Annotated in this window: 19 protein-coding genes and 1 pseudogene; 13 read left to right on the plus strand and 7 right to left on the minus strand. The window is 63.3% G+C overall.

Annotation, left to right across the window (positions count from 1 at the left end):
* From RIF85_RS02505 to RIF85_RS02515, 3 genes and pseudogenes are all read right to left on the minus strand, one after another.
* Nucleotides 1-253 (minus strand): annotated as a pseudogene (locus tag RIF85_RS02505) (ABC transporter substrate-binding protein); the annotation flags it as partial.
* An 84-nt stretch (nt 254-337) separates the two neighbouring features.
* On the minus strand, nt 338-2065 hold the full coding sequence (murJ, locus tag RIF85_RS02510; RefSeq protein WP_309070334.1) for a lipid II flippase MurJ: 1728 nt from the start codon (nt 2063-2065) through the stop codon (nt 338-340).
* A 70-nt stretch (nt 2066-2135) separates the two neighbouring features.
* Nucleotides 2136-2615 carry an NUDIX hydrolase gene (locus RIF85_RS02515; RefSeq protein ID WP_309070384.1) on the minus strand — a complete coding sequence of 160 codons (480 nt, stop codon included), beginning with the start codon at nt 2613-2615 and terminating at the stop codon, nt 2136-2138.
* Nucleotides 2616-2838: 223 nt separating this feature from the next.
* Here RIF85_RS02515 and RIF85_RS02520 point away from each other — a divergent pair, with 223 nt between their 5' ends.
* On the plus strand, nt 2839-4284 hold the full coding sequence (locus RIF85_RS02520) for a CCA tRNA nucleotidyltransferase (RefSeq protein ID WP_309070335.1): 1446 nt from the start codon (nt 2839-2841) through the stop codon (nt 4282-4284).
* Nucleotides 4281-4928, plus strand: a complete 648-nt coding sequence (locus RIF85_RS02525) for a histidine phosphatase family protein (protein WP_309070336.1) — start codon at nt 4281-4283, stop codon at nt 4926-4928. Before RIF85_RS02520 ends, RIF85_RS02525 begins: the two co-directional genes overlap by 4 nt.
* Here the strand turns inward: RIF85_RS02525 and RIF85_RS02530 are convergent.
* Nucleotides 4925-6085: a DUF418 domain-containing protein gene (locus RIF85_RS02530; RefSeq protein ID WP_309070337.1), complete on the minus strand. Its 1161-nt coding sequence runs from the start codon at nt 6083-6085 to the stop codon at nt 4925-4927. The genes RIF85_RS02525 and RIF85_RS02530 overlap by 4 nt on opposite strands.
* Before the next feature lie 132 nt (nt 6086-6217).
* Between RIF85_RS02530 and RIF85_RS02535 the strand changes: the two genes are divergently transcribed.
* The 8 genes from RIF85_RS02535 (at nt 6218) to RIF85_RS02570 (ending at nt 15160) form a co-directional block, all read left to right on the plus strand.
* Nucleotides 6218-6937 (plus strand): hypothetical protein, encoded by a 720-nt coding sequence (locus RIF85_RS02535; RefSeq protein WP_309070338.1) that lies wholly within the window; start codon nt 6218-6220, stop codon nt 6935-6937.
* 441 nt (nt 6938-7378) lie between these two features.
* On the plus strand, nt 7379-7705 hold the full coding sequence (locus tag RIF85_RS02540) for a hypothetical protein (protein WP_309070339.1): 327 nt from the start codon (nt 7379-7381) through the stop codon (nt 7703-7705).
* Nucleotides 7706-7949: 244 nt separating this feature from the next.
* Complete coding sequence (gene mshA, locus RIF85_RS02545) at nt 7950-9197, plus strand: D-inositol-3-phosphate glycosyltransferase (protein ID WP_309070340.1); 1248 nt, start codon at nt 7950-7952, stop codon at nt 9195-9197.
* Nucleotides 9198-9244: 47 nt separating this feature from the next.
* Nucleotides 9245-10012, plus strand: coding sequence for a phosphatase (locus RIF85_RS02550; RefSeq protein ID WP_309070341.1), 768 nt, complete (start codon nt 9245-9247; stop codon nt 10010-10012).
* 121 nt (nt 10013-10133) lie between these two features.
* Nucleotides 10134-11825, plus strand: coding sequence for a formate--tetrahydrofolate ligase (locus RIF85_RS02555; RefSeq protein ID WP_309070342.1), 1692 nt, complete (start codon nt 10134-10136; stop codon nt 11823-11825).
* Nucleotides 11826-11890: 65 nt separating this feature from the next.
* On the plus strand, nt 11891-12934 hold the full coding sequence (gene tdh / locus RIF85_RS02560; RefSeq protein ID WP_309070343.1) for an L-threonine 3-dehydrogenase: 1044 nt from the start codon (nt 11891-11893) through the stop codon (nt 12932-12934).
* A 10-nt stretch (nt 12935-12944) separates the two neighbouring features.
* Complete coding sequence (locus RIF85_RS02565; protein WP_309070344.1) at nt 12945-14144, plus strand: glycine C-acetyltransferase; 1200 nt, start codon at nt 12945-12947, stop codon at nt 14142-14144.
* A 122-nt stretch (nt 14145-14266) separates the two neighbouring features.
* Nucleotides 14267-15160 carry a polysaccharide deacetylase family protein gene (locus tag RIF85_RS02570; RefSeq protein WP_309070345.1) on the plus strand — a complete coding sequence of 298 codons (894 nt, stop codon included), beginning with the start codon at nt 14267-14269 and terminating at the stop codon, nt 15158-15160.
* A 41-nt stretch (nt 15161-15201) separates the two neighbouring features.
* Here the strand turns inward: RIF85_RS02570 and RIF85_RS02575 are convergent, their stop codons facing one another.
* Entirely contained in the window at nt 15202-15693 is a 492-nt protein-coding gene (locus RIF85_RS02575) for a DUF2306 domain-containing protein (protein ID WP_309070346.1), read from the minus strand.
* A gap of 29 nt (nt 15694-15722) precedes the next feature.
* On the opposite strand from RIF85_RS02575, the gene RIF85_RS02580 reads away from it, so the two are divergent.
* Nucleotides 15723-16394, plus strand: coding sequence for a MerR family transcriptional regulator (locus RIF85_RS02580; RefSeq protein WP_309070347.1), 672 nt, complete (start codon nt 15723-15725; stop codon nt 16392-16394).
* Nucleotides 16395-16409: 15 nt separating this feature from the next.
* Here RIF85_RS02580 and RIF85_RS02585 read toward each other — a convergent pair whose 3' ends face one another.
* Nucleotides 16410-17414: a putative sulfate exporter family transporter gene (locus tag RIF85_RS02585; RefSeq protein WP_309070348.1), complete on the minus strand. Its 1005-nt coding sequence runs from the start codon at nt 17412-17414 to the stop codon at nt 16410-16412.
* Between the two features lie 102 nt (nt 17415-17516).
* Nucleotides 17517-18602 carry an inositol-3-phosphate synthase gene (locus tag RIF85_RS02590; RefSeq protein ID WP_309070349.1) on the minus strand — a complete coding sequence of 362 codons (1086 nt, stop codon included), beginning with the start codon at nt 18600-18602 and terminating at the stop codon, nt 17517-17519.
* A gap of 206 nt (nt 18603-18808) precedes the next feature.
* Between RIF85_RS02590 and RIF85_RS02595 the strand changes: the two genes are divergently transcribed.
* Nucleotides 18809-20278, plus strand: a complete 1470-nt coding sequence (locus RIF85_RS02595) for a hypothetical protein (RefSeq protein WP_309070350.1) — start codon at nt 18809-18811, stop codon at nt 20276-20278.
* On the plus strand, nt 20275-21369 hold the full coding sequence (locus RIF85_RS02600; RefSeq protein ID WP_309070351.1) for a peptidoglycan bridge formation glycyltransferase FemA/FemB family protein: 1095 nt from the start codon (nt 20275-20277) through the stop codon (nt 21367-21369). The genes RIF85_RS02595 and RIF85_RS02600 overlap by 4 nt, the downstream gene beginning before the upstream one ends.
* Nucleotides 21370-21371: the final 2 nt, after the last annotated feature.

Raw genomic sequence — 21371 nt, forward strand, 5'->3', positions numbered from 1 at the left:
GGTACGTGCCGGCGTCGGTGATTCCAAGATCGAGCACCTGGATGTTTCCTGGCCGCTCGCCGGTGGCAACTTCTCGCGCGCTGGTAGCAACCTGGCCGGCATTGGAGGGCGATGCCACGAGTATGCTTACCGGCCGATTCAATACCTGATCGACGCCGTCCAGCACCAGGTCCTTCTCAGCAGAGGACAGTACATAAGCGGTGACCTTATAGCGGCCGCCCAGTACTGAACCAACATCTACTGCTTCTGGCACGTGTTCCTCCCGGATGTGGATACTTTGTACCAATGCTACCGGTGACTCCCGGGCCAATTTGCGTCTATGCCCCGGTGTCGCCCTCTAGCGCCGTTTGAAGCGAGACAGGAGCGGAGCAAGGAAGTCACTCAGCTCTGTGACTCGCAGGACCTTCAGCATGGTTACGTATACGGCCACCATCAGGGGACCTGCCACCAGAAGTACGACGGTGGCACTGCCGACAGACTGCCACACGAATCCATTGGGCTGGTAGCCACCGAAGAGCCAGAGGATGCCGGCGCCGACAGCGGCTGATACCAGCCCGGCGATGCTAAGCCGCACGTGGACGTCGTAGATGTGTCCGGCCCCGTAGCTCCCGATCTGCCGCACAAGGAAAAAATGACTGACGATGACGGCGATGATGTTGCCGACCGTGAAGCTCAGGGCAAGCATCGGGACGATCAGGGCTGGTTCGAACAGGCTCGCCGTGAGAGCCAGGGCTACCCCTGCCACAGAGAGAATGAGCTGGACCTTGAGCGGGGTGATCGCATCTTCAGCGGCGTAGAACACCCGGTTCATGAAGAAGTTGGCACTGAGGAAGGGTGCACCAACGGCAAGAAGGGTGATGATCAAGGCGTTGAGGGCACCGCCTTCGCGGATGCCACCGGAGAAGACCATGCCGAGGGGCGCTGCCAGTGCCAGAAGGGCTGCAGCACCGAAGACAGTCGCAACGCCGATGGTCCGCAGGCCAAGCGAAAGAGTTTCCTTCGTGGTTTGCAGATCGTTCTCGGCATGCGCCGCGGCGAGGCGGTTGAACATGACGGTGGCCAGGGAAAGAGCGATCACCGAATGCGGCAGGACGTAGACAAGCGAACCGATATCCAGGTTGGTGAGGCCGGCGATGTAGGTGTCGTCGGGGAGGTCGGTTCGTGCCTCGGTAGCGATGGTGGCAACCCACTGGTTGACCATGTACAGGCCGTTGCCGATCAGCATCGTCACGATGGTGATGGAAGCCAGGCGGCCGGTTTTCCCCAGCCCGACACCGCGCCACCTGAACCTGGGACGGAGGCCGAGGCGCAGGCGGCGCAGCGGCACGATGAGCACGAGCGCCTGGACGATGATTCCGAGGGTGGTTCCTCCCGCGAGGAGCAGGGTATGCGTGGGCGTCCACGTGTCCGGGGTGTGGCCCGTAGTCCGTTCAGCGCCCATCAGGGTGATGAAGGCGATGAGGAACCCGATGGAGACGATGTTGTTCACCACAGGAGCCCACATGTAGGGACCGAAGGATCCGTTGGCGTTGAGGACCTGTCCGATGATCGAGTACAGGCCGTAGAAGAAAATCTGTGGCAGACACCAGTAGGCAAAGACCGTCGTCAAGGCCAGCGCATCCCCGGATACATTCGTCAGCAGATCCGCAAGGAAGGGCGCCGCCAGTGTGATGAGTACCGTCAGGACGAACAGGACGATGACCGAGAGCGTCATGAGCCGGCTTACGAAGTCCGCTCCACGGTCCTCCTGCTGGCTGGCACGGATGATCTGCGGCACCAGCACCGCATTGAACACACCGCCTGCGATCATCAGGAAGATATAGGTCGGCAGGTTGTTGGCCGCGGGAAAGAGGTCCGACACCGCACCGGCTGTGCCGATCGCCGTTGCGAGGAGCGCCACCCGAACGAGGCCGAGTATGCGCGACACCAGCGTGCCTGCAGCCATGATTGCGCTGGAGCGTGCGGTTGAATCGGTGGGCGGAACTTCGCCCGCCGGGGTGGGACGGCGGCTGGGAACCACGCCCGCATCCTGGACGGGTATTGAGGCGGTGTTGGTATCAGACATCGTTACTCATCGTCTCACCAATACGCTCCCACGCCGGTCACCCGCCGTCGGTGCCCGGGAGGCAACCCACTTACAGGTACTGCGGAAGCACCTCTCGGGCAAGGTCGGCGATCCGGCGCTCATTCGGGAACGAGAGCTTGCGGCCAAGATCCGCGAGGGGAACCCACGCCACATCCACGGCCTCATGATCGGGATCGTTCTCGATGGTGAGGTGTCCACCGGTCGAGACCAGCAGGAAGTGATGAACCGTCTTGTGAACGCGGTGCCCGCTGACGGTGAACCAGTAGTCGATGCTGCCCAGCGCTGCAAGGACACGGCCGCGAATGCCTGTTTCCTCTTCGATCTCACGCACCGCTGCCTGCTCGTTGTTCTCCTGGTTTTCCGGGTGCCCCTTGGGCAGGCACCACTCGAGGCGTCCACCCCGGTTCAGACGGGCGATGATCGCGACATTGAGCAGGTCGGTTGACGTGTCGACGACGATTCCGCCGGCCGATACTTCCTCCACTGTCGGAAGCGTCTGGTGGATCATGGGCGCGCTCGTCCGGCCCATTGACGCTGTCAATGGGGTGCGCTTGGGGGCGCTGGGAACGGGTCGGTCCATGTCCCCACTCTAACGACCTTTGCGGGGCGATGATGACGTGACGCCCGGGGCGGACGCGGCGGCGCGGAACGTGCGGCGTGTTGCCGTGCGCGAGCCGACGATTGGGGACGGATGCCCATCCTTGCTTCCCCGTAATGGTGTTTGGGCTGATCTCTGGCACGCTTAAACCACTATGGTGCACCTGTTGGAAAACTCCCCGCTGACCGCCCCGCTTCCGGCGGTGGTCACCGAGCTCGGTCGTCTCTTCGCCGATGCCGGCCACGAACTCTCTCTGGTGGGCGGCCCGGTCCGCGACCTTTTCCTTGGGCGCTCCTCGCCGGACCTGGATTTCACGACGGACGCCGACCCGGACCAGACCATCGCTGTCATTCGCCGCTGGGCTGACGCTTTCTGGGAGATCGGCCGGGAATTCGGCACGATCGGCCTTCGCAAGGACTCGTTCACGATCGAGGTCACCACCTACCGGGCGGAAGCCTACGATCCATCCTCCCGCAAACCCGTGGTGGCGTTCGGTACGAACCTGGAGGATGACCTTCTCCGCCGGGACTTCACGATCAACGCCATGGCGCTCCGGCTTCCCTCGTTGGAACTCGTGGACCCCTACGGCGGCGTCAAGGACCTCCACGCCGGCCTGCTGCGCACCCCGGGTGCGCCGTCGTCGTCGTTCTCTGATGATCCGCTTCGGATGATGCGCGCGGCGAGGTTCGCATCCCAGCTGGGAGTGGAAGTTGCTCCGGAGGTGCGTGGAGCCATGACGGCAATGGCCGAGCGCATCACCATCATTTCCGCGGAGCGGGTGCGTGACGAGCTGACGAAGCTGATCAACGGGGCGCACCCCCGCCGCGGGATCGACATCATGGTGTCCACCGGATTAGCCGACCACGTTCTGCCGGAGGTGCCCGCGCTTCGCCTCGAGATGGACGAGCACCACAGGCACAAGGACGTCTACCAGCACTCCCTGACCGTGCTGGAGCAGGCCTGTGAGCTGGAAACCGACGATGACGGTGCGGTGCCGGCTCCCGACTTCGTGCTGCGGTTCGCTGCACTGATGCACGACGTCGGCAAGCCGGCTACGCGGCGCTTCGAACCGTCAGGTGCGGTGAGCTTCCGCCACCACGACGTCGTCGGAGCGAAGCTAACGGCGAAGCGGATGAAGGCGCTTCGCTTCGACAATGACACGATCAAGGCTGTGGCCCGCCTCGTGGAACTGCACATGAGGTTCTACGGATATGGCGAGGCGGGCTGGACTGACTCAGCGGTCCGCCGCTACGTCTCCGACGCCGGCCCCCACCTTGAGCGGCTGCACCGGCTGACGCGCTCGGACGTGACAACCCGCAACCGCCGAAAGGCTGAGCGGCTCGCGTTCGCGTATGACGACCTCGAGGGACGCATTGCTGCGCTCGCCGAGCAGGAAGAACTGGCGGCCATACGGCCAGACCTGGACGGAGAACAGATCATGGCCCTTTTAGGCATCCGGCCGGGTCCCGTCGTGGGGCGGGCCTACCGCTACCTGCTGGAGGAGCGAATGGAGCACGGCCCGCACACCCCGGACGAGGCTGAGGCGAAACTGCGCACCTGGTGGTCCAGCCAGCCCGAAGCCGCCGGGGATGAGTCGTGAGCCAGCCGGGCGCCGCTGCCGCCGACCTCACGCCCGCCGGCACGCCGCTGCCGAACCTTTGGCTCCTGCGACACGGCGAGACCGAGTGGTCGCGGGACGGCAACTACACGGGACTCACGGACCTTCCGCTGACCGAGGGCGGGGAGCAGCAGGCCCGCGACGCCGCCGGCCGGCTGACCGGCGTCGACTTCGACGTGGTCTTCACGTCGCCGCTGCAGCGTGCCCGGCGGACAGCAGAGCTGGCGGGCTTCCCGAACGCGGAAGTACTGCCGCACGCTCATGAATGGGACTACGGCGACAACGAAGGCCGCAACAGCGTGAAGGTGCGCGAGGAGAATCCCGGGTACCTCATCTGGAAGGACGGCGCGCCGAACGGCGAGACGCTCGCCGAGGTGGGAGCTCGCGCCGACAGAATCATCTCCCGCGTCCAGGCGGGCTGCGGAACGCCCGCGGATCAGGATCCGAACGCCGTTCCCGTCCGCAACGCACTTCTGGTCGCGCACGGGCACTTTCTTCGCATTCTCACCGCGCGCTGGCTGGAGTTCGACGCCGTTGAAGGACGGCGCTTCATCCTCGGTACCGCTGCGGTCTGCGCCCTCGGCTGGGACAAGCACACGCCGGCCATCCTGCGTTGGAACATCTAATTCCGCACAGCCTGTGCCCTGCGCGCGCCGTAAGTGATGCGGCGCATCAGCCACTCCATCGGACCCATTGAGACCCGTGAGAGCAGGATCCGGCTGAAAACCAGCTGGGCTGCATAAATAACGACGGCGATGCCTGCCACCGCGGCGGCGGGCAGCTGGTCCGATAGACGCAGCCCGTAGGCCGTGAAGAGGAAGGCCATGATCAGCGATTGCATCAGGTAGTTGGTGAGCGCGATGCGGCCGGCGGGGGCGAGGAAGTCACGGAACCTGCCTCCCGTCGTCGTGCGGAAGAACAGCAGGAGGAGGCTGACATATCCGGCCGTCAGCAAGGGCGCGGTGAGCGTCGAGATCCCGACCGCTAGAACGCTGAACTGCTCAGCGTCCACATAGTTGGTGAGGTAGGCCTGGATCGCCCCGGCGGTGAGGCCAACCGGGAGGGCTACTGACGCCGTCGTCGTGAGAGCGCGGCGGGAAAGCTGCCCTGAGAGGAGTCCAACCCTTCCGGCTGCGAGACCGAGGTAGAACATCGCCAGGGAGAGGGGGCCCTGGAACAGCACGACTCCGGCAACGTTGTTCAGGAAATTGTCGACGTTGGCGAAGAATGCGGAGCCTGGGCTCTGCACGAGCGCGTCTGCGTCGACATCGAAACCCACCGGCGGGAGGCCTACCGAGGCTACGGCGACGAAAAGTCCCACCACCAGAATGGCCGATCCGACGATTCCGATCAGGGCACTGCCCGCGATGACGGCTGCGGATGTCCGGATGGAGTACGTCGCCAGCAGAATGAAGCCCATCAACGCGTACGTGAGCAGGATGTCTCCGAAGAACAGAAAGGTCCCGTGCAGCAAACCGAGGACAAGCAAGGCGGTCAATCGGCGCGACATCCGCTGAACCGGGGAGGCGGACGCAGCAACGGCCGCTTGCCACTGCAAGACGAAGCTGTATCCGAACAGGAAAGAAAAGAGCAGATAGAACTTTGCTTCGAACAGCGCTGCGACGGTGAACCGAACCGTCACATCGGCAGGAGAGTCGTGGGCGGGGCTGATTTCGCCGGCGACGGTGAACGGGTCGGCGAAGTACCAGATGTTGACCATGAGGATGCCGCCAAGCGCGAAGCTGCGCAGCGCATCCACCTCGCGAAGGCGCTTCAGCTTCACCGGTGCTTCCTTACGCCCGTCCGGAACTCTCATATCACTCTCATATTGGCCCACTAGAATCGATCTTCATCACGAGATACCGGGAACCGGTTGATTATTCGGCGGCGCCGTCTTGTGAAGGTCTCAGGAGGTATGGCAATCGTAATGGGAAAGCTGATTTCGACGCTCGGGTGGGCCGGCGCCGCCCTGCTGGCGGTAGGGGCGATTATTGATGCTTTCTCGCCTGTCTTCGAAGGTGGGGGACGCATCTCCGCGGCCTTTTTCATGATCCGCGACATGACTTACGCGTCCAGGGAAGACAGTGTGTGGACCTGGTACTCCGTGCTCTTGCTTGCAGCGGTAGGTGTGGTTTTTGCGACTCTGGCGTTGATTCGCCGGTCAAACGGTGAAAGTTCCATCCCCTACTTCTGTTTCGCGGTGGTGGCAGCAGGCATGTCAATCGACGAAGCCACCCTGTTCCATGAGAAGTTTGCGATCGCCGCCCGGTTGATGGGGTTGTCCCTGCCATTTACATTCAGTTGGCTCATCATTGGCATCCCTTTCGCAGTCACCGCGGGTGTGATCCTTCTGCTGCTTGCCCGGCGAATAGATGCCACGCTGCGCCGTCGGCTCATCGTTGCGGGGGCTGTTTTTCTCCTGGGGGCTGTCGGGTTCGAACTGCTGGGTGGAATCATCGTGAACTTCTCTGACAATCTCGCGGCGCCCGGGAGTCGATTGCTGTACCAGTTCGTCGCCATGCTTGAAGAGGGTTTGGAGCTCACCGGATCGCTGATTGCGCTATGGGCTGGCTTGAAAGCCGTCGACTTACAGTGGATCGCGCAGCGCCTGAGTAGGAAGCACGCCGTCTCCTGAGCGGCCCGGGGTGCTAAGGGAAGCCCGACCTTTGACAGCGTAATCGCCCCGCAATTTTCGCGCCAAAAAGATTTCAGATATTCCCCGAAAAGAGCTAGGCGAAGGGCCTTCCTTTGCGGTAGCTTTGAGAAGTGGCATTGGGAGATCTCAATCTCCCGGCTTTTTGCACAGTCCAGGTAAGCGCTAGATAGAAGTGGAGGTGGGATTCGGTGATTAACTTTCTCGGCGGCATGATGGCCGCGCGAACCCGCCCAGCCTCCGCCGTCGCAGCGCACTAATTTCCTGCTGAAACTGGCACTTCTCTCCTAATTACTTCTGCGAGAAGTTTCTTTCACTACTTGTGTGCCAGGCGTAGTCCGCCTCTCTTTTTCGTGCCCCCTTTAGGGGATGTGCTTTTACGCGCCATTTCCACTTCATGCACCACAATTCCAGGAGATATCCATGCCTGCTTCTCAGGTCCTATCTGTCCCCATTTCCACAGAACGCACCGCGACGCAGGTCGACGAACAGCCGCGTTCTCAGGGGGAATTCATCATGTCAGGCAATCTCACCCGCCTCGACGGCAGGGCAGGCGATCCCAGCCCTGAAGCGATCGATTCTGCAGCGGTGATGCCCGACTTCATGCAGCGAAAGGAGGTGTACCTCATGATCAAGAAACTCCGCGAAAGTGTTTCCTTCTGGAAGCGAATACAGGAATTGTCGGTCGATAGCGCCTGGGACAACGCCCAGTCCTACGCCCTGCCACAGCATCACCTGTTCATCAAGTAGCAGCGTCCATGCGGCTGTGTAGCTGCGTCCTGTCGATCCGCGAAGGAGGGTCCGATGCAAGTCATCGATCCCATTCCAGGAGAAGCCCGCGCTTCCCAGCGCGGGCTTCCGCCTTTAACGGAGCAGCAGCCCCAATTCGCCGCACCTGTCACGGAATGTAGCGGCTGTTGTGCGCGTTATATGGTCAAAGATGGTTAGCGGGCAAGAGCAGGTGTGCCCTTAAGTGACAGTGAAGGGAGGGTGCGTGGCCCCCGTGAAGCGCGTTGCGATGCTGTCGCTTCACACATCGCCCTTCGACCAGCCCGGTGGCGGAGACGCCGGCGGGATGAATGTCTATGTCCGGTCAGTGGCGCTCGAACTTGCGAAGGTCGGCATCAACGTCGAAATCTTCACGCGTGCAGCCGCCGACGGGCAGCCCCACATTGAGGAACTTGGCCCGGGTGTCCTGGTGCGCCACCTCATTGCCGGGCCTACCCGACGGGTGCCCAAAGAAGTGCTGCCCCAGCTATCCGATGACCTCGCGGACGCTATAGCGGACGCCACGGACCTCCTTGCCGACGGGCATTTCGACGTTATCCACTCGCACTATTGGGTGTCCGGGATAGTGGGCCTTACCGTTGCGAAATCACTCAAGTTGCCGCTGGTGCACTCGATGCACACCATGGCAAAGGTAAAGAACCTCAGGCTCCATGCCGGCGGCGTGATGGAACCCGAGTCCCGTATCGCCGGTGAGCACTCCATCGTCGACGGCGCCGACCGCCTCATCGCCAACACGAGTACGGAGGCTGCCGAACTCGAGTCACTCTACGGAGCCGCCGCCGAAAAGGTCGATATAGTCGCTCCGGGCGTCGACCTCGATGTCTTCCACGCACTGCATCGCCCCGCTTCCCGGGAGCGTCTCCAGTTCCCGGCCGAGGCGTTCCACGTGGTCTTCGCCGGCAGGATTCAGAAACTGAAAGGTCCGCACCTGCTCGTGGAGGCTGCCGCGGATCTGCTCGCCAGGCGCCCTGACATTCCGCTGCAGGTCAGCATTATCGGCTCAGGCAGCGGGCCGGAGGCGCTGGAACTCCAGCCGCTGATCGACCGGCTTGGACTGCACGACGTCGTCAGGCTCTACCCTCCCGTCCTGCCCGCCCAGCTTGCGCACTGGTTCCGTGCAGCCGATGTCGTGGCCATGCCCTCCTACAGCGAGTCCTTTGGTCTGGTTGCCCTGGAAGCCCAGGCCTGCGGTACGCCCGTGCTCGCAGCCAACGTGGGCGGGCTGCCCCAGGCCATCAGCGATGGACGCACCGGCATCCTGGTGGATGGTCACGGTGTTGCCTTGTGGTCAGCCGCCCTGGAGGTCCTGCACGACGACGGCGACATGCGCCGCACGCTCGGCGCCCACGCTGCGGTACACGCGCTCGCCTTCGGGTGGCAGCGCACAGCACTGTTCACAGCGCAGAGTTACCGCACCGCCGTCGAGCAGTATGAGGCCGCTCCCGCCCTCTGAACCGCGAAGGCGGCCCGCGAGCCCCCGGGTGTGCCTACGATGGAGTGGTGAATGCCGCCGAAGAACTCGCCAGTTATCTCGACTCTGTAGGTATCACCGGTAAGGTTGCCACGCCCCGACAGGACAACCTGCGGCACATGCGGCTGTTCCTTGAGGGCAATGAGCACCTCGAGTTCGGCGTGCGGCTCACACGTGAGTGGACGTTCGACGAGGTGTTCGACCTGATGCACGAGCGCGTCGGCACCAGCGCCGACCCTGCACTGCTCGAGGGTCAGGACACCATCGACGCCGGTAAGTGCGTTGCGGCGCTCGACCGTTTCGCGGACCGGTTGGGGGATGCTGTTCGCGCGAAGGGTCGCATTCTGTTCGCTACCGGCCATCCCGCCGGCCTGCTGCCCGTTCATGCTGCGCTCGCTTCCGCCGCTGAGCGGGGCGGAGCCACAGTGGTGCGGGTGCCGGAAGGCCAACCGTTCCGGGACGGTGACATTCGGCAGCTCTTCGGCGTCCTGGCATGGCACCAGTACGGCGGACTCGTCCACACCCATTACCCGGAGCCGATGAGGCTCAGCCTCGAATTGTTGGCCTCGCAGGGTGCGCTGCCGCCACAGCTGGTGGTGGCCGATCACGGCTGGGCCGGACATGCCGCGTCCGAAGGAATACCGACCCTGGGGTTCGCCGACTGCAACGATCCCGGCCTGTTTGTCTCCGAAGCGCAGGGACAGCTCGAGGTTGCGGTTCCCCTGGACGACAATCTGTGTCCGGGGCTCTATGAGCCGATGACCCGGTACATTCTCGAGCGGGCGGGACTGTCCTGACTGATGGCGACGAACGCATGTGATGCGCGGCATAACCGTCGCTCGCCCCGCTGGTAGATTGGTCGTGAGCTCACACCCGAGCCGCCCATAGTCCTGCCAGCACCCCGGAGGGATTCAGACGATGACGTCTATCCACGCCCCAGTGTCCGACCTCGACATTGCACGAGCCGCCCGCATGCGCCCCATCGAGGACATTGCAGCGACGGCGGGTATTCCTGCTGAGGCGTTGGAGTTGTACGGGCGGTACAAGGCAAAGATCGATCCCGCGCGATTACCTCGCGTCCCGGGCAAGGCGCCGGCAAGGGTGGTGCTGGTGAGCGCCATGAGCCCCACGCCAGCCGGGGAGGGCAAGTCCACCTGCACGGTGGGACTAGCTGACTCCCTGGCGAGGGCAGGTCAACGCGTGATGGTTGCGCTCCGTGAACCTTCCCTGGGTCCGGTGATGGGTATGAAGGGTGGCGCCACCGGGGGCGGCTACTCGCAGGTCCTGCCGATGGAGGACATCAACCTCCACTTCACCGGCGACTTTCACGCAATCACCAGTGCCAACAACACCCTGATGGCTCTGGTGGACAACTCGATCTACCAGGGCAATCCCCTCAATATCGATCCCCGCAGAATCACGTTCAAACGCGTGCTCGATGTCAACGACCGCGCGCTGCGGGAGGTGGTGATCGGACTCGGGGGTCCCGCGCAGGGGATCCCGCGCCAGGACGGGTTCGACATCACGGTGGCCTCGGAGGTCATGGCAGTGTTCTGTCTCGCGACCGACCTTGCCGACCTGAAGCGACGGCTCGCCGCGATGACTGTCGGTTACACGTATGACAGGAAACCCGTGACCGTGGCGGACCTCGGGGTTGAGGGTGCCCTGGCGCTCCTGCTGAAAGACGCGATCAAACCAAACCTAGTGCAAACAATCGCCGGCACGCCCGCGCTGGTACACGGTGGGCCGTTCGCCAACATTGCGCACGGCTGCAACTCGGTGATTGCCACCCGGACAGCCCGGGAGATGGCGGACGTTGTCGTAACTGAGGCCGGGTTCGGTGCTGACCTTGGCGCTGAGAAGTTCATGGACATCAAGGCGAGGTCGGCGGATGTGGCGCCGGACGCCGTCGTACTTGTGGCGACCATCCGCGCGCTGAAGATGCACGGAGGCGTGGCGAAGGATGATCTACGGGCGCCGAATGTCCCGGCGCTTGAGCGCGGAGTGGTCAACCTGCAGCGGCATGTGACGAACGTGCTGAAGTTCGGAATCACGCCCGTGGTGGCGATCAACAAGTTCGCTACGGACTCCGATGAGGAACTGGCCTGGCTGTTGCAGTGGTGTGCCGGCAAAGGTATCAGTGCTGCCGTTGCGGACATCTGGGGTGAGGGCGGTGGCGGTCCCGGCGGAGATGAGCTCGCCGCGAAAGTCCTGGAGGCCCTGGAGGCCCCCCGGTCGTTCCGTCACCTCTATCCTTTGGACCTTCCGGTGGACCAGAAGATCCGCACGGTGGCCCAGGAAATCTACGGGGCCTGTGACGTCGAATTCGCTCCTGCAGCGTTGCGCCGCCTGGCGGAGATCCGCGCCAACGGGTGGGACCGGCTGCCGGTCTGCATGGCGAAGACCCAGTACTCCTTCTCCGATGACGCCACTCTGCTGGGTGCGCCCGAGGGCTTCACTCTCCATGTGCGCGACCTGATGCCGAAGACCGGCGCCGGGTTCATCGTGGCCCTCACGGGCGCCGTCATGACCATGCCCGGACTGCCCAGGGAGCCGGGCGCCCTGCGCATGGACGTCGACGACGACGGCGGCGCAGTAGGTCTGTTCTGAGTAACACCGTCTCCGGCTCCATCCCGTCGGTACCCCACCTCGCGAACCTGACGAAAGGACTTTGAGTGAAGGCGCTCTATAAAGCCGGTTCCCAGACCGGTTTTGACCTCGTCGACAGACCGGAGCCCGTCCCCGGTATCGGGGAGGTGAAGATCCGCGTGCTGACCACGGGAATCTGCGGAACAGACCTCCACATCGAGTCATGGGACGCCTGGGCGGCTGGGATCATCCGGGCACCGCTGATTCCGGGTCATGAGTTTTACGGCGAGGTGGTTGAGCTTGGTGACGGTGTCCACGATGTGCGGGTGGGAGACCGGGTATCCGGTGAGGGCCACATTGTGTGCGGTATCTGCCGCAACTGCCGGGCCGGACGCCGTCAGATGTGTATCAGGACCGTCAGCGTCGGTGTGCAGCGTGACGGCGCCTTTGCTGAATTCGTGGTCCTTCCCGAAACCAACGTCTGGGTGCACCACGACGGCGTGACGCCCGAGTTGGGTGCGGTCTTCGACCCGTTTGGGAACGCTGTTCACACCGCGTTGAGCTTCCCCCTGGTCGGCGAGGACGTTCTCATCACCGGCGCAGGACCCATCGGGCTGATGGCCATTGCCGTAGCCCGTCATGCGGGTGCCCGCAATATCGCGATCACGGACGTCTCTGAGCCGCGCCTTGATCTCGCCAGATCCATCGGGGTCGATCTCGCCGTCGATGTGAGCAGGATGAGGATCACGGAGGCGCAGCGGGAACTGCACATGGTGGAAGGCTTCGACGTCGGGCTTGAGATGTCCGGACACCCCACTGCATTGCCCGAGATGATCGACAACATGAACCACGGCGGCCGGATTGCGATGCTTGGGCTGCCCGCGCAGGACATCACCATCGACTGGGGGAAGGTCGTCACGCACATGCTCACCCTGAAGGGCGTGTACGGGCGGGAGATGTTCGAAACCTGGTATGCGATGAGCGCCATGCTGCAGTCCAATCATCGGCTGCGTGATGCTGTGGCGAGTGTAGTGACGGACGTGCTGCCGGCGTCGGACTGGCAGAAAGGTTTCACGATCGCGCGCAATGGGCGCAGCGGCAAAGTCGTACTCGACTGGTCGTCAATTTAGGGAGTTGGGAATGTTTGCTTCAGTCAAGGATCAGTTGCAGTCAGAGCTGCAGGAGATTCGGGATGCCGGTCTGTACAAGCGGGAAAGGACCATCTCGTCTCCGCAGTCCAGCGCGATCCGAGCCGCCCTCGGGAACGGTGAAGGAGCGCGGGTTCTGAACTTTTGCGCCAACAACTACCTCGGCCTTGCCGATCACCCCTCGATCATCGAATCCGCGAAAGGCGCGCTCGACGACCGCGGCTTCGGCATGGCGTCGGTGCGTTTCATCTGTGGAACCCAGGACCTGCACCTGGCGCTCGAACAGCGGGTCTCCCGGTTCCTCGGGACCGATGACACCATTCTCTTCAGTTCCTGCTTCGATGCGAACGGCGGAGTGTTCGAATCACTGCTGGGCGCTGACGACGCCGTGATCTCCGATGCCCTGAACCACGCCTCAATCATCGACGGGATCCGGCTGAGCAAGGCGCAGCGGTTCCGCTACGCGAACCGCGATATGGCGGATCTGGAAGCGAAGCTGCAGGAAGCCTCCGGCGCCCGCCGCCGGCTCGTCGTCACCGACGGTGTCTTCTCGATGGACGGTTACCTTGCTCCGCTGCAGGAGATCTGCGACCTGGCAGAGCGGTACGACGCCATGGTGATGGTGGACGACTCACACGCCGTCGGATTCATGGGCACCACCGGCGCCGGAACACCCGAGCATGCCGGTGTATCCGATCGCGTCGACATCTATACCGGTACCTTCGGTAAAGCCCTCGGTGGAGCATCGGGCGGCTATGTGTCCGGACGCCGCGAGATCGTTGAACTGCTCCGGCAGCGAGCGCGGCCGTACCTGTTCTCCAACTCGCTCGCCCCGTCGATTGTCGCAGCCACTCTGACGGCGCTGGACCTGGTGCAAAACAGCGCGGATCTTCGCGTGCGGCTGAGCGAGAACGCGGCGCTGTTCCGGAGGCGGATGACCGAGGAGGGCTTCGACCTGCTGGAGGGCGAGCATCCCATCATCCCGGTCATGTTCGGTGACGCGGCTGTGGCCGCCCGGGTGGCCGACAACATGCTGGAGCATGGTGTCTACGTGGTCGCGTTCAGCTACCCGGTGGTACCCAGGGGCGCGGCGCGTATTCGCGTCCAGCTTTCGGCCGCACACAGCGCCGAGGATGTTGAGGCGTGTGTTTCGGCCTTTGTGACGGCCCGTCAGGCGGTGGTCCAGCAGTAACGTCGTGAACGTCCTTCCAACAGACGCCCCGGGGCGACACACTTCAGTGGGTGACGTCATACATCGCTGCGGAGATGGTCAATGCCTACACTGACGAGGATCACCCAGCCTGAAGGAGTCCTATGCCGTTCGACGCGGGCCGCCGAGCCTTCATTCTGGCCGGTCTTGGTATGACGCTGGCGGGATGTGCGGCAAAGGCGCCGCAGACCCTGCCGACCGAGAGCACGTTCCCCGCACTGACGCCCTCTACGGCGCCGTCACCGACACCACGACCCACACTCACGAGTCCGCCGCCGGAGCCGGAGCCGGCGCTGCCTACACGGGACGAGATCATCTCTACTTTCTCAGGTCTCGCTCCCCAGCACTGGGGGCTGGATGTCCCCGGAGTGGCCAGTCGTCTGCCCACAACTGCCGGAGGCGCTGCTCTGACCCTCGATTACTGCGGAGGGCCGGGAGGAAGCCAGACAGACCATACGATCCTGGATCTCCTGCGCCAACACCAGGTACAGGCCACACTGTTCCTCAACGCTCGGTGGATTGCCGGTAACCCGGGTCTGGCGAAGGAACTGGCGGGCGATCCGCTGTTCGAAATCGCCAACCATGGCACGCAACATCTTCCGTTGAGCGTGAACGGACAGAGCGCCTACGGCATACCCGGTACAACCGGACCGGGCGAGGTATACGACGAGATCATGCAGAACACCGAGGTAATCTCCGAACTCGCCGGCAAGCCGCCGCGCTTCTTTCGGTCCGGGACCGCCCATTTGGACGACGTAGCCTCCCAGATCTGCCTTGCCCTCGGCCAGACTCCGACCGGATTCAGCATCAACGGCGATGCGGGAGCGACGCTTTCGGCGCAGGCGGTCACGCAGGAAGTGGTCAGGGCTCAACAGGGTGACATCATCATCGCTCACGGCAACCAGCCGGCGGCGGGCACGGGCGCAGGGCTCGCGGCGGCAATACAGTTCCTTCAGACCGAGTTCGTTGCACTGGAGTCGCTCAAACACCCGGTGTAGGCCACTTCATTCGCCCGCCGGTGACAATGGACGGGAAGTGCCTATGCCGGCGTCTTACGTGGCCGAACGAGGACCTTCGGTGCCTTTGACCGAGGTCGGACTGCGAGATACAGGGCGCCCGCGGTCAGGAGGACCAGGGCAGCGACGACGAGCGCGGTGGCCGGGTCATCAGCCAATAGCAGTGGTATCGCGCGCCCGGGCACGGTGGCCGCGAAGACGAAGGCAACAGCGATCCCGATATAGCTGCCGATCATGTTCGCCCGGTGGGCCACGATGTTGCGGCGGATGGCGGATACCAGACCGAGCGTCACGGTGACGATGGTGAACGCAGAGAGGCCGTGTAGCCAGCTGAACTGCCCGTCGGAGACGATCCAGAAGCTGCTGATGCAGACGAAGTACATCGCGGCTACCCACGTATATCCGATGATTCGATGTGTCCGGTCGCGGCGTCGCCGGAAGATATTGATCGGCCCGAGCACCAGTACGTAAAGCGCCGCGATCACGTGGGCGGTTATCAGCGGGCTCCAGTCCATGCCTATAAGATAGGCGCACTATCCTATGAATGTATATCTGGATAGTTGCTGCCGATCTACTATCCGATGAGGAGCACCCGATGCAGCTGAACGAACTGAGCGCCGCAACGGGTGTCAGCACGGCAAGCATCAAGTTCTACCTCCGCGAAGGTCTCCTGCCCCGCGGAGACGAGATTCATCCCACCCGAGCCGAGTATGGGCCCAGGCACACCGAACGTCTTGAGTTGATCACCGGGCTTCGATCGGTCGTGGGGCTTCGGATTGACCAAATCCGGTCCCTGATCGGGCTGATCGACGATCCTGCCGTCACCCGGCTCGAACTGCTCGGCAGGACCCAGGCAATGGTATTGGGAGCACCGCCGCAGACCCTGCCCGATCTTCCGCTCGTCAGGGAACTGCTGGACGCATATTCCTGGCCGGACGTACCAACTGACGCACGCGCGGTGCTCAATGGAACGCTTCGCGAAATGGAGGCGATGGGACTGTCGGTGAGCGCCGACGTCGTACTGGGTTACGCACGCGCAGCAGATCAGGTGGCGAAGCAGGACCTGGGAGTGGTGTTCGACGAGAAGTCCCGGGACAGGACGGTGCTCGCCGTGGCGGTGGGTGTGCGTGCCTATGGCAAGTTGCTGCTGAGTCTGGTGGCACTGGCCCAGGCGTCGCGCAGCATTCAGCGTCTCGGCGGTGAGGAATCCACATGACCCTACGCAGGCTGTTCAGGGTCGCGGCGCCGCCACCATTACGGTACCGGTCAGAGACACCGCAAGGATGACCCCGGTCGCGAGCAGGCCAAGCAGAACCGGTCGGTGGCCCACTCGCAGCAGGCTCCGCAAGTGCACGCCGAGACCGAGCGCGAACATCGCTGCGGCAAGCATGAACGTCTGCACAAGCTGCGCCAGTTCCAGAGCACCTGGGGGAAGGGCGCTGACGCTGCGCACCAGCATTGCCCCGACAAATCCCAGTATGAACAGGGGGACTACGGGCGGCAGCGAAGCACCGGTCCGCGGGTCCGTCCGGCGCTGGTACATCGTGATTCCGGCGATGATCGGGGCCAGCGTCAGCACCCGGGCGAGCTTGACCGTGACGGCTACGGCCAGTGCCGTGCCGCCAACAGCTTCGCCCGCTGCGACTACCTGCGCTACCTCGTGGGTCGACGCACCTATCCAGATCCCGAGAGCCCTGTCGGATAGTCCCAGAAGTTCCCCGAGGAAGGGGACGGCGGGAATCATGAGGGTCCCGAAGAGTACTACGAGCCCGATGGCGGTCGCGACGTCTGTTTTGCGGGCTCCGGCCGCGCTCTCCGTCGCCGCTACGGCGGCCGCGCCGCAGATTGAGAATCCGGACGCGATCAGTAGGCGCTGGGAAGGCGCGACCCCCAGAAGCTTGCCGAACCAGACGGTAGCTGCGAAGGTCACCCCAACCGATGCGAGAACGATCAACAGCACACCCGGGCCAAGCCCGAGAACCGCCGAGAACGGTAGCTGGAGTCCCAGCAGCACGATTCCGCCCCGCAGAAGGTGTTTGGCGCTTACGGCGATTCCCTGGAAGAAGATCGCCGGCATGGGTAGGACATTGCCCAGTACTGCGCCGAGCAGGATGGCTATCAGGAGGGGGCTGGCACCCGGGATCACGTTGCTTCCCAGCCACGACAGGGCAGCAGCGGCAAGGCAGAATGCGAGGCCGGGAAGTATGGGCAGCAGACGCCCCGAGCGATTGCTCATGTCAACAATCTCTCACGCATCGCGGGCCGCACTAGCCAAATCCTCCTGTGAACACGAAACGCTCCCGGCATGACCGGGAGCGTTTCGTCGAAGGAGCGTCGTTTAGCGCTCAACCTCGCCGCGGATGAAGGCTTCAACCTTCTCGCGGGCGATGTCATCGTTGTACTGCTCCGGCGGCGACTTCATAAAGTAGCTCGACGCCGACAGGATGGGGCCGCCGATCCCGCGGTCTGCGGCAATCTTCGCTGCGCGGATTGCATCGATGATCACGCCGGCCGAGTTCGGGGAATCCCAAACTTCCAGCTTGTACTCGAGCGACACCGGAGCGTCTCCGAAGTTGCGACCTTCAAGCCGGACGAAAGCCCACTTGCGGTCGTCGAGCCAGGCGACGTAATCGGATGGACCGATGTGGACGTCGTCGGCGTGAAGTTCGGCTTCCACGTTGGAGGTGACAGCCTGCGTCTTGGAAATCTTCTTGGACTCGAGGCGATCCCGCTCAAGCATGTTCTTGAAGTCCATGTTGCCGCCGACGTTGAGCTGGTATGTGCGGTCCAGCGTCACTCCACGGTCTTCGAAAAGCTTCGCCATGACGCGGTGCGTAATGGTTGCGCCGATCTGGCTCTTGATGTCATCGCCCACGATGGGGACACCGGCTTCGGTGAACTTGTCGGCCCACTCCTTGGTGCCGGCGATGAAGACCGGCAGGGCGTTGACGAATGCGACACCGGCATCGATGGCGCACTGGGCGTAGAACTTCGCAGCCGCTTCGGATCCAACAGGGAGGTAGCACACCATGACGTCGACCTGCGAAGCCTTGAGCTCGGCCACAACGTCAACAGGCTCGGCGTCGGACTCCACGATGGTCTCGCGGTAGTACTTGCCCAGACCGTCCAGGGTGTGGCCGCGCTGCACCTTGACGCCCGTTGCCGGCACATCCGCGATCTTGATGGTGTTGTTTTCACTGGCACCGATCGCATCAGCAAGATCCAGGCCGACCTTCTTGCCATCAACATCGAAGGCAGAGACGAACTGGACGTCGCCGACGTGGTACTTGCCGAATTCCACGTGCATCAAGCCCGGGATGGTGGCCGTTGCATCCGCATCCTTGTAATACTGCACACCCTGTACAAGTGATGCTGCACAGTTTCCGACACCGACAATTGCTACCCGAATGGGGTTAGTTCCCACTGTTCTCCTCTTTACGCGCATTCTGAACCGCTCAGACTGAGGTTATGTTGCCTTTGCCCGCGGCGAAATCCACAGCTCACACAGTCTACTTGTTATTGCCAACACGCGTTGTGGCTCGCGCATTCCGTCGCTGTCCAATGGGAACGGGCGAAGCGGCACATCGCGGGGAGGCGCCGTCGTCGTAGCGGTTCGCTAGGCTTCGGTACATGGAGCACGAGGAGAGCCCGCGCCGCCCGGTGAGCATCTCGGTGCCCTCCCGTAAAGATCCCCTCTTGAGGCAGCTCACCGAGTCCGTCGGGGGACCGCTGGGCAGGCATGCCGCGCCCGGCCGCGTACGGCCGGCAATCTTCACCGTCGAGCGGGTTCTCATTCTCATGACGACGGCGGCGGCCCTCCTTGCAGTGTTGGTCAAGGTGCCCTGCCGAACGGATGGTTGGGCACGTCCGGAACAGTTCTACCGCGCCTGCTATTCGGACTGGACCGAAGCGTTCAGGTTCCAGGGCATCGGGAGCGGACTGTCTCCGTTCGCGGAAGGATCCGCCTTCGATGGCCCATTGCTGGTCGGGGTGGTTGCGGGACTGACGGCTCTGCTGGTTCCGACGTCTGCGGATGGAATAGTGCAGACGCAGTCAGTGGTGCAGTACTTCGATGTGAACGCTGTGGTGATTGCAGCGGCGTGGCTGGGGACCGTTGTTGCGACGATGCGGCTGGCCAGCAGGCGGCCCTGGGATGCAGCGATTGTGGCCGTTGCGCCGATCGCCGTTCTGACCGCGACCTCGAGCTGGGTGCTGCTGTCGGTTCTTCTGAGCATCCTGGCTGTCAGGGCGTTCGCCCGGCACCACTACGCGGTGGCAGGAATACTGCTCGGATTCGGTGCCGGATTCAGCGTTCACGTTGTGCTTGTTCTTGCGGCGGTGGTTCTTCTGGCCGCACGTACCGGGCGGTTCAGGGGAGCGCTGGTAACCGCAGGTGCCCTTGCCGCGGTCTGGATTATTACCGTTCTCCCATTCGGCCCTTCGCAGGCGCTCGCCCTTCCATGGGAGTACGACCCCCCGCACCTGGGTATCTCGTCCTCCGTGTGGGGGGCGTATAACCTCCTTGCGGATCGGCTGGGACTGCCTCCCATGCCGCCCGGTGCGGTGGGGGTGGCAGGATCCGTCGGCTTCGTAGTGCTGGCGGCGCTCATTGTGCTGCTGGTGCTGCGCGCTCCGCGGCGCCCCCGGCTCCCACAAGTGATATTTCTCCTCATTGGCGCCCTGGTGCTCATCATTCCCGACTATGGTCCTGAGCTCAGCCTCTGGCTACTGCCCTTTCTTGCGCTCTCCTATGTCGACTGGAGAATACTTCTTGTCTGGCAAGTGGCGGAGGTGCTGCACTGGTGGGCGCACTGGATGTTCGCCGCGCGAGAGGCCTCCGCTGGAGCTGTAGCCAACAACATCGATCCGCTGTACGTGGCTTTGGCCGTCCTCGCGCGGCTACTGGTCACCGGCTATCTGATGTACCGAGTTGCCCAACATATACTTGAACCCGAATACGACCCGGTTCGCACACTCGGAATCGACGATCCGGCGGGCGGCCCCTTCGACGGCGCTTCGGATCGGATTCACCATGCTCGGGTAGGCTTGAGGGCGTCCGCTCAGGACCCGCCGATTCCCGCACCGAAAGACCCACAGTGACACGTTCCGTCTTCCGCAGCGAACGCCTGACGCCTGAAGCTTTTGAGACGATTGCATCGGCTCACCCAGGCGTCGTCATCCCCCTGGAGCAGACCCCGCAGTGGGCTGACTTCGAGCGGAGCCTCGGCCGGGAACCGTATGGGCTGTGGGCTTACTACGACGACGACGGCGCGCCGGCCGTGTTGATGAGCCTGCTCCGGGTGCGGCGGCGATTCCGCGAATCCCTGGTGGCCATCAACGGCCCCGTCTGGTTGGGGGACCGCTCGCCGGACGCGGAGCTTCGCCTCATGCGGACGGTCCAGGCGCAGTTCGACGAGGACGTCGATACCGATCCCCTCTACGTCCGGATGCAGGTCAAGCATCCCCAGGCTCCTGCTGACGGCCCGATCGAGCACGGCTGGTACGAGCGCGAGATCGTGGTGGACCTCACGCCCAGTGAGGACGCCATCTTCAAGTCCTTCCGACCAAACGCACGCAACAGCATCAGGCGGGCTGAGCGTTCGGGTGTCGAGATACGGACTATCGAGCGGCCCGAGTGGGTCGATGTGTTCCGGCGGGACCTTTATCCGATCCTGCAGGAGACAGCTGAACGGGACGGCTTCGCAAGCTTCGGTGCTGAATACTACGAGAAGCTTCTGGATCAACTGGGCGACTATCTGCGCCTCATGGTGGCGTACGTCGAAGGCCGCGCGGTGAGTTGGCTGATCACCACCGAGTACCGTGGCTACTCGGTGTATTACTTCGCGGGCAGCACGCACGATGCCCGGAAGACGTTCGCCCCCTACCTGCTCCTGTGGGAGGCGTTCAAGCAGCTCAAGGCTGCCGGCAACACCGCATGCGGCCTCACCGGGATCGTGAGCGAGAACTATCCCCAGCTGGTTAATGTGACCACCTTCAAGCGGAATTTCTCGAAGAACGTGGTCGAAATTCCCACCACCTACGACATCCCCCTCAACCCGGGAAAATACCGGGTAGTTGCAGGGCTGCTGACGTTCCGCAGGACAGCACCGGCGAAGGGTCGCGCGCTGCTGATGGGGGCGGCGGCGTCGTTGTCGAGGCTGCGGACAGACCGCTCCGAGGCAAGGAACTAACC

This window comes from Arthrobacter sp. (assembly GCF_031179385.1).
GTDB lineage: Bacteria > Actinomycetota > Actinomycetes > Actinomycetales > Micrococcaceae > Arthrobacter_D.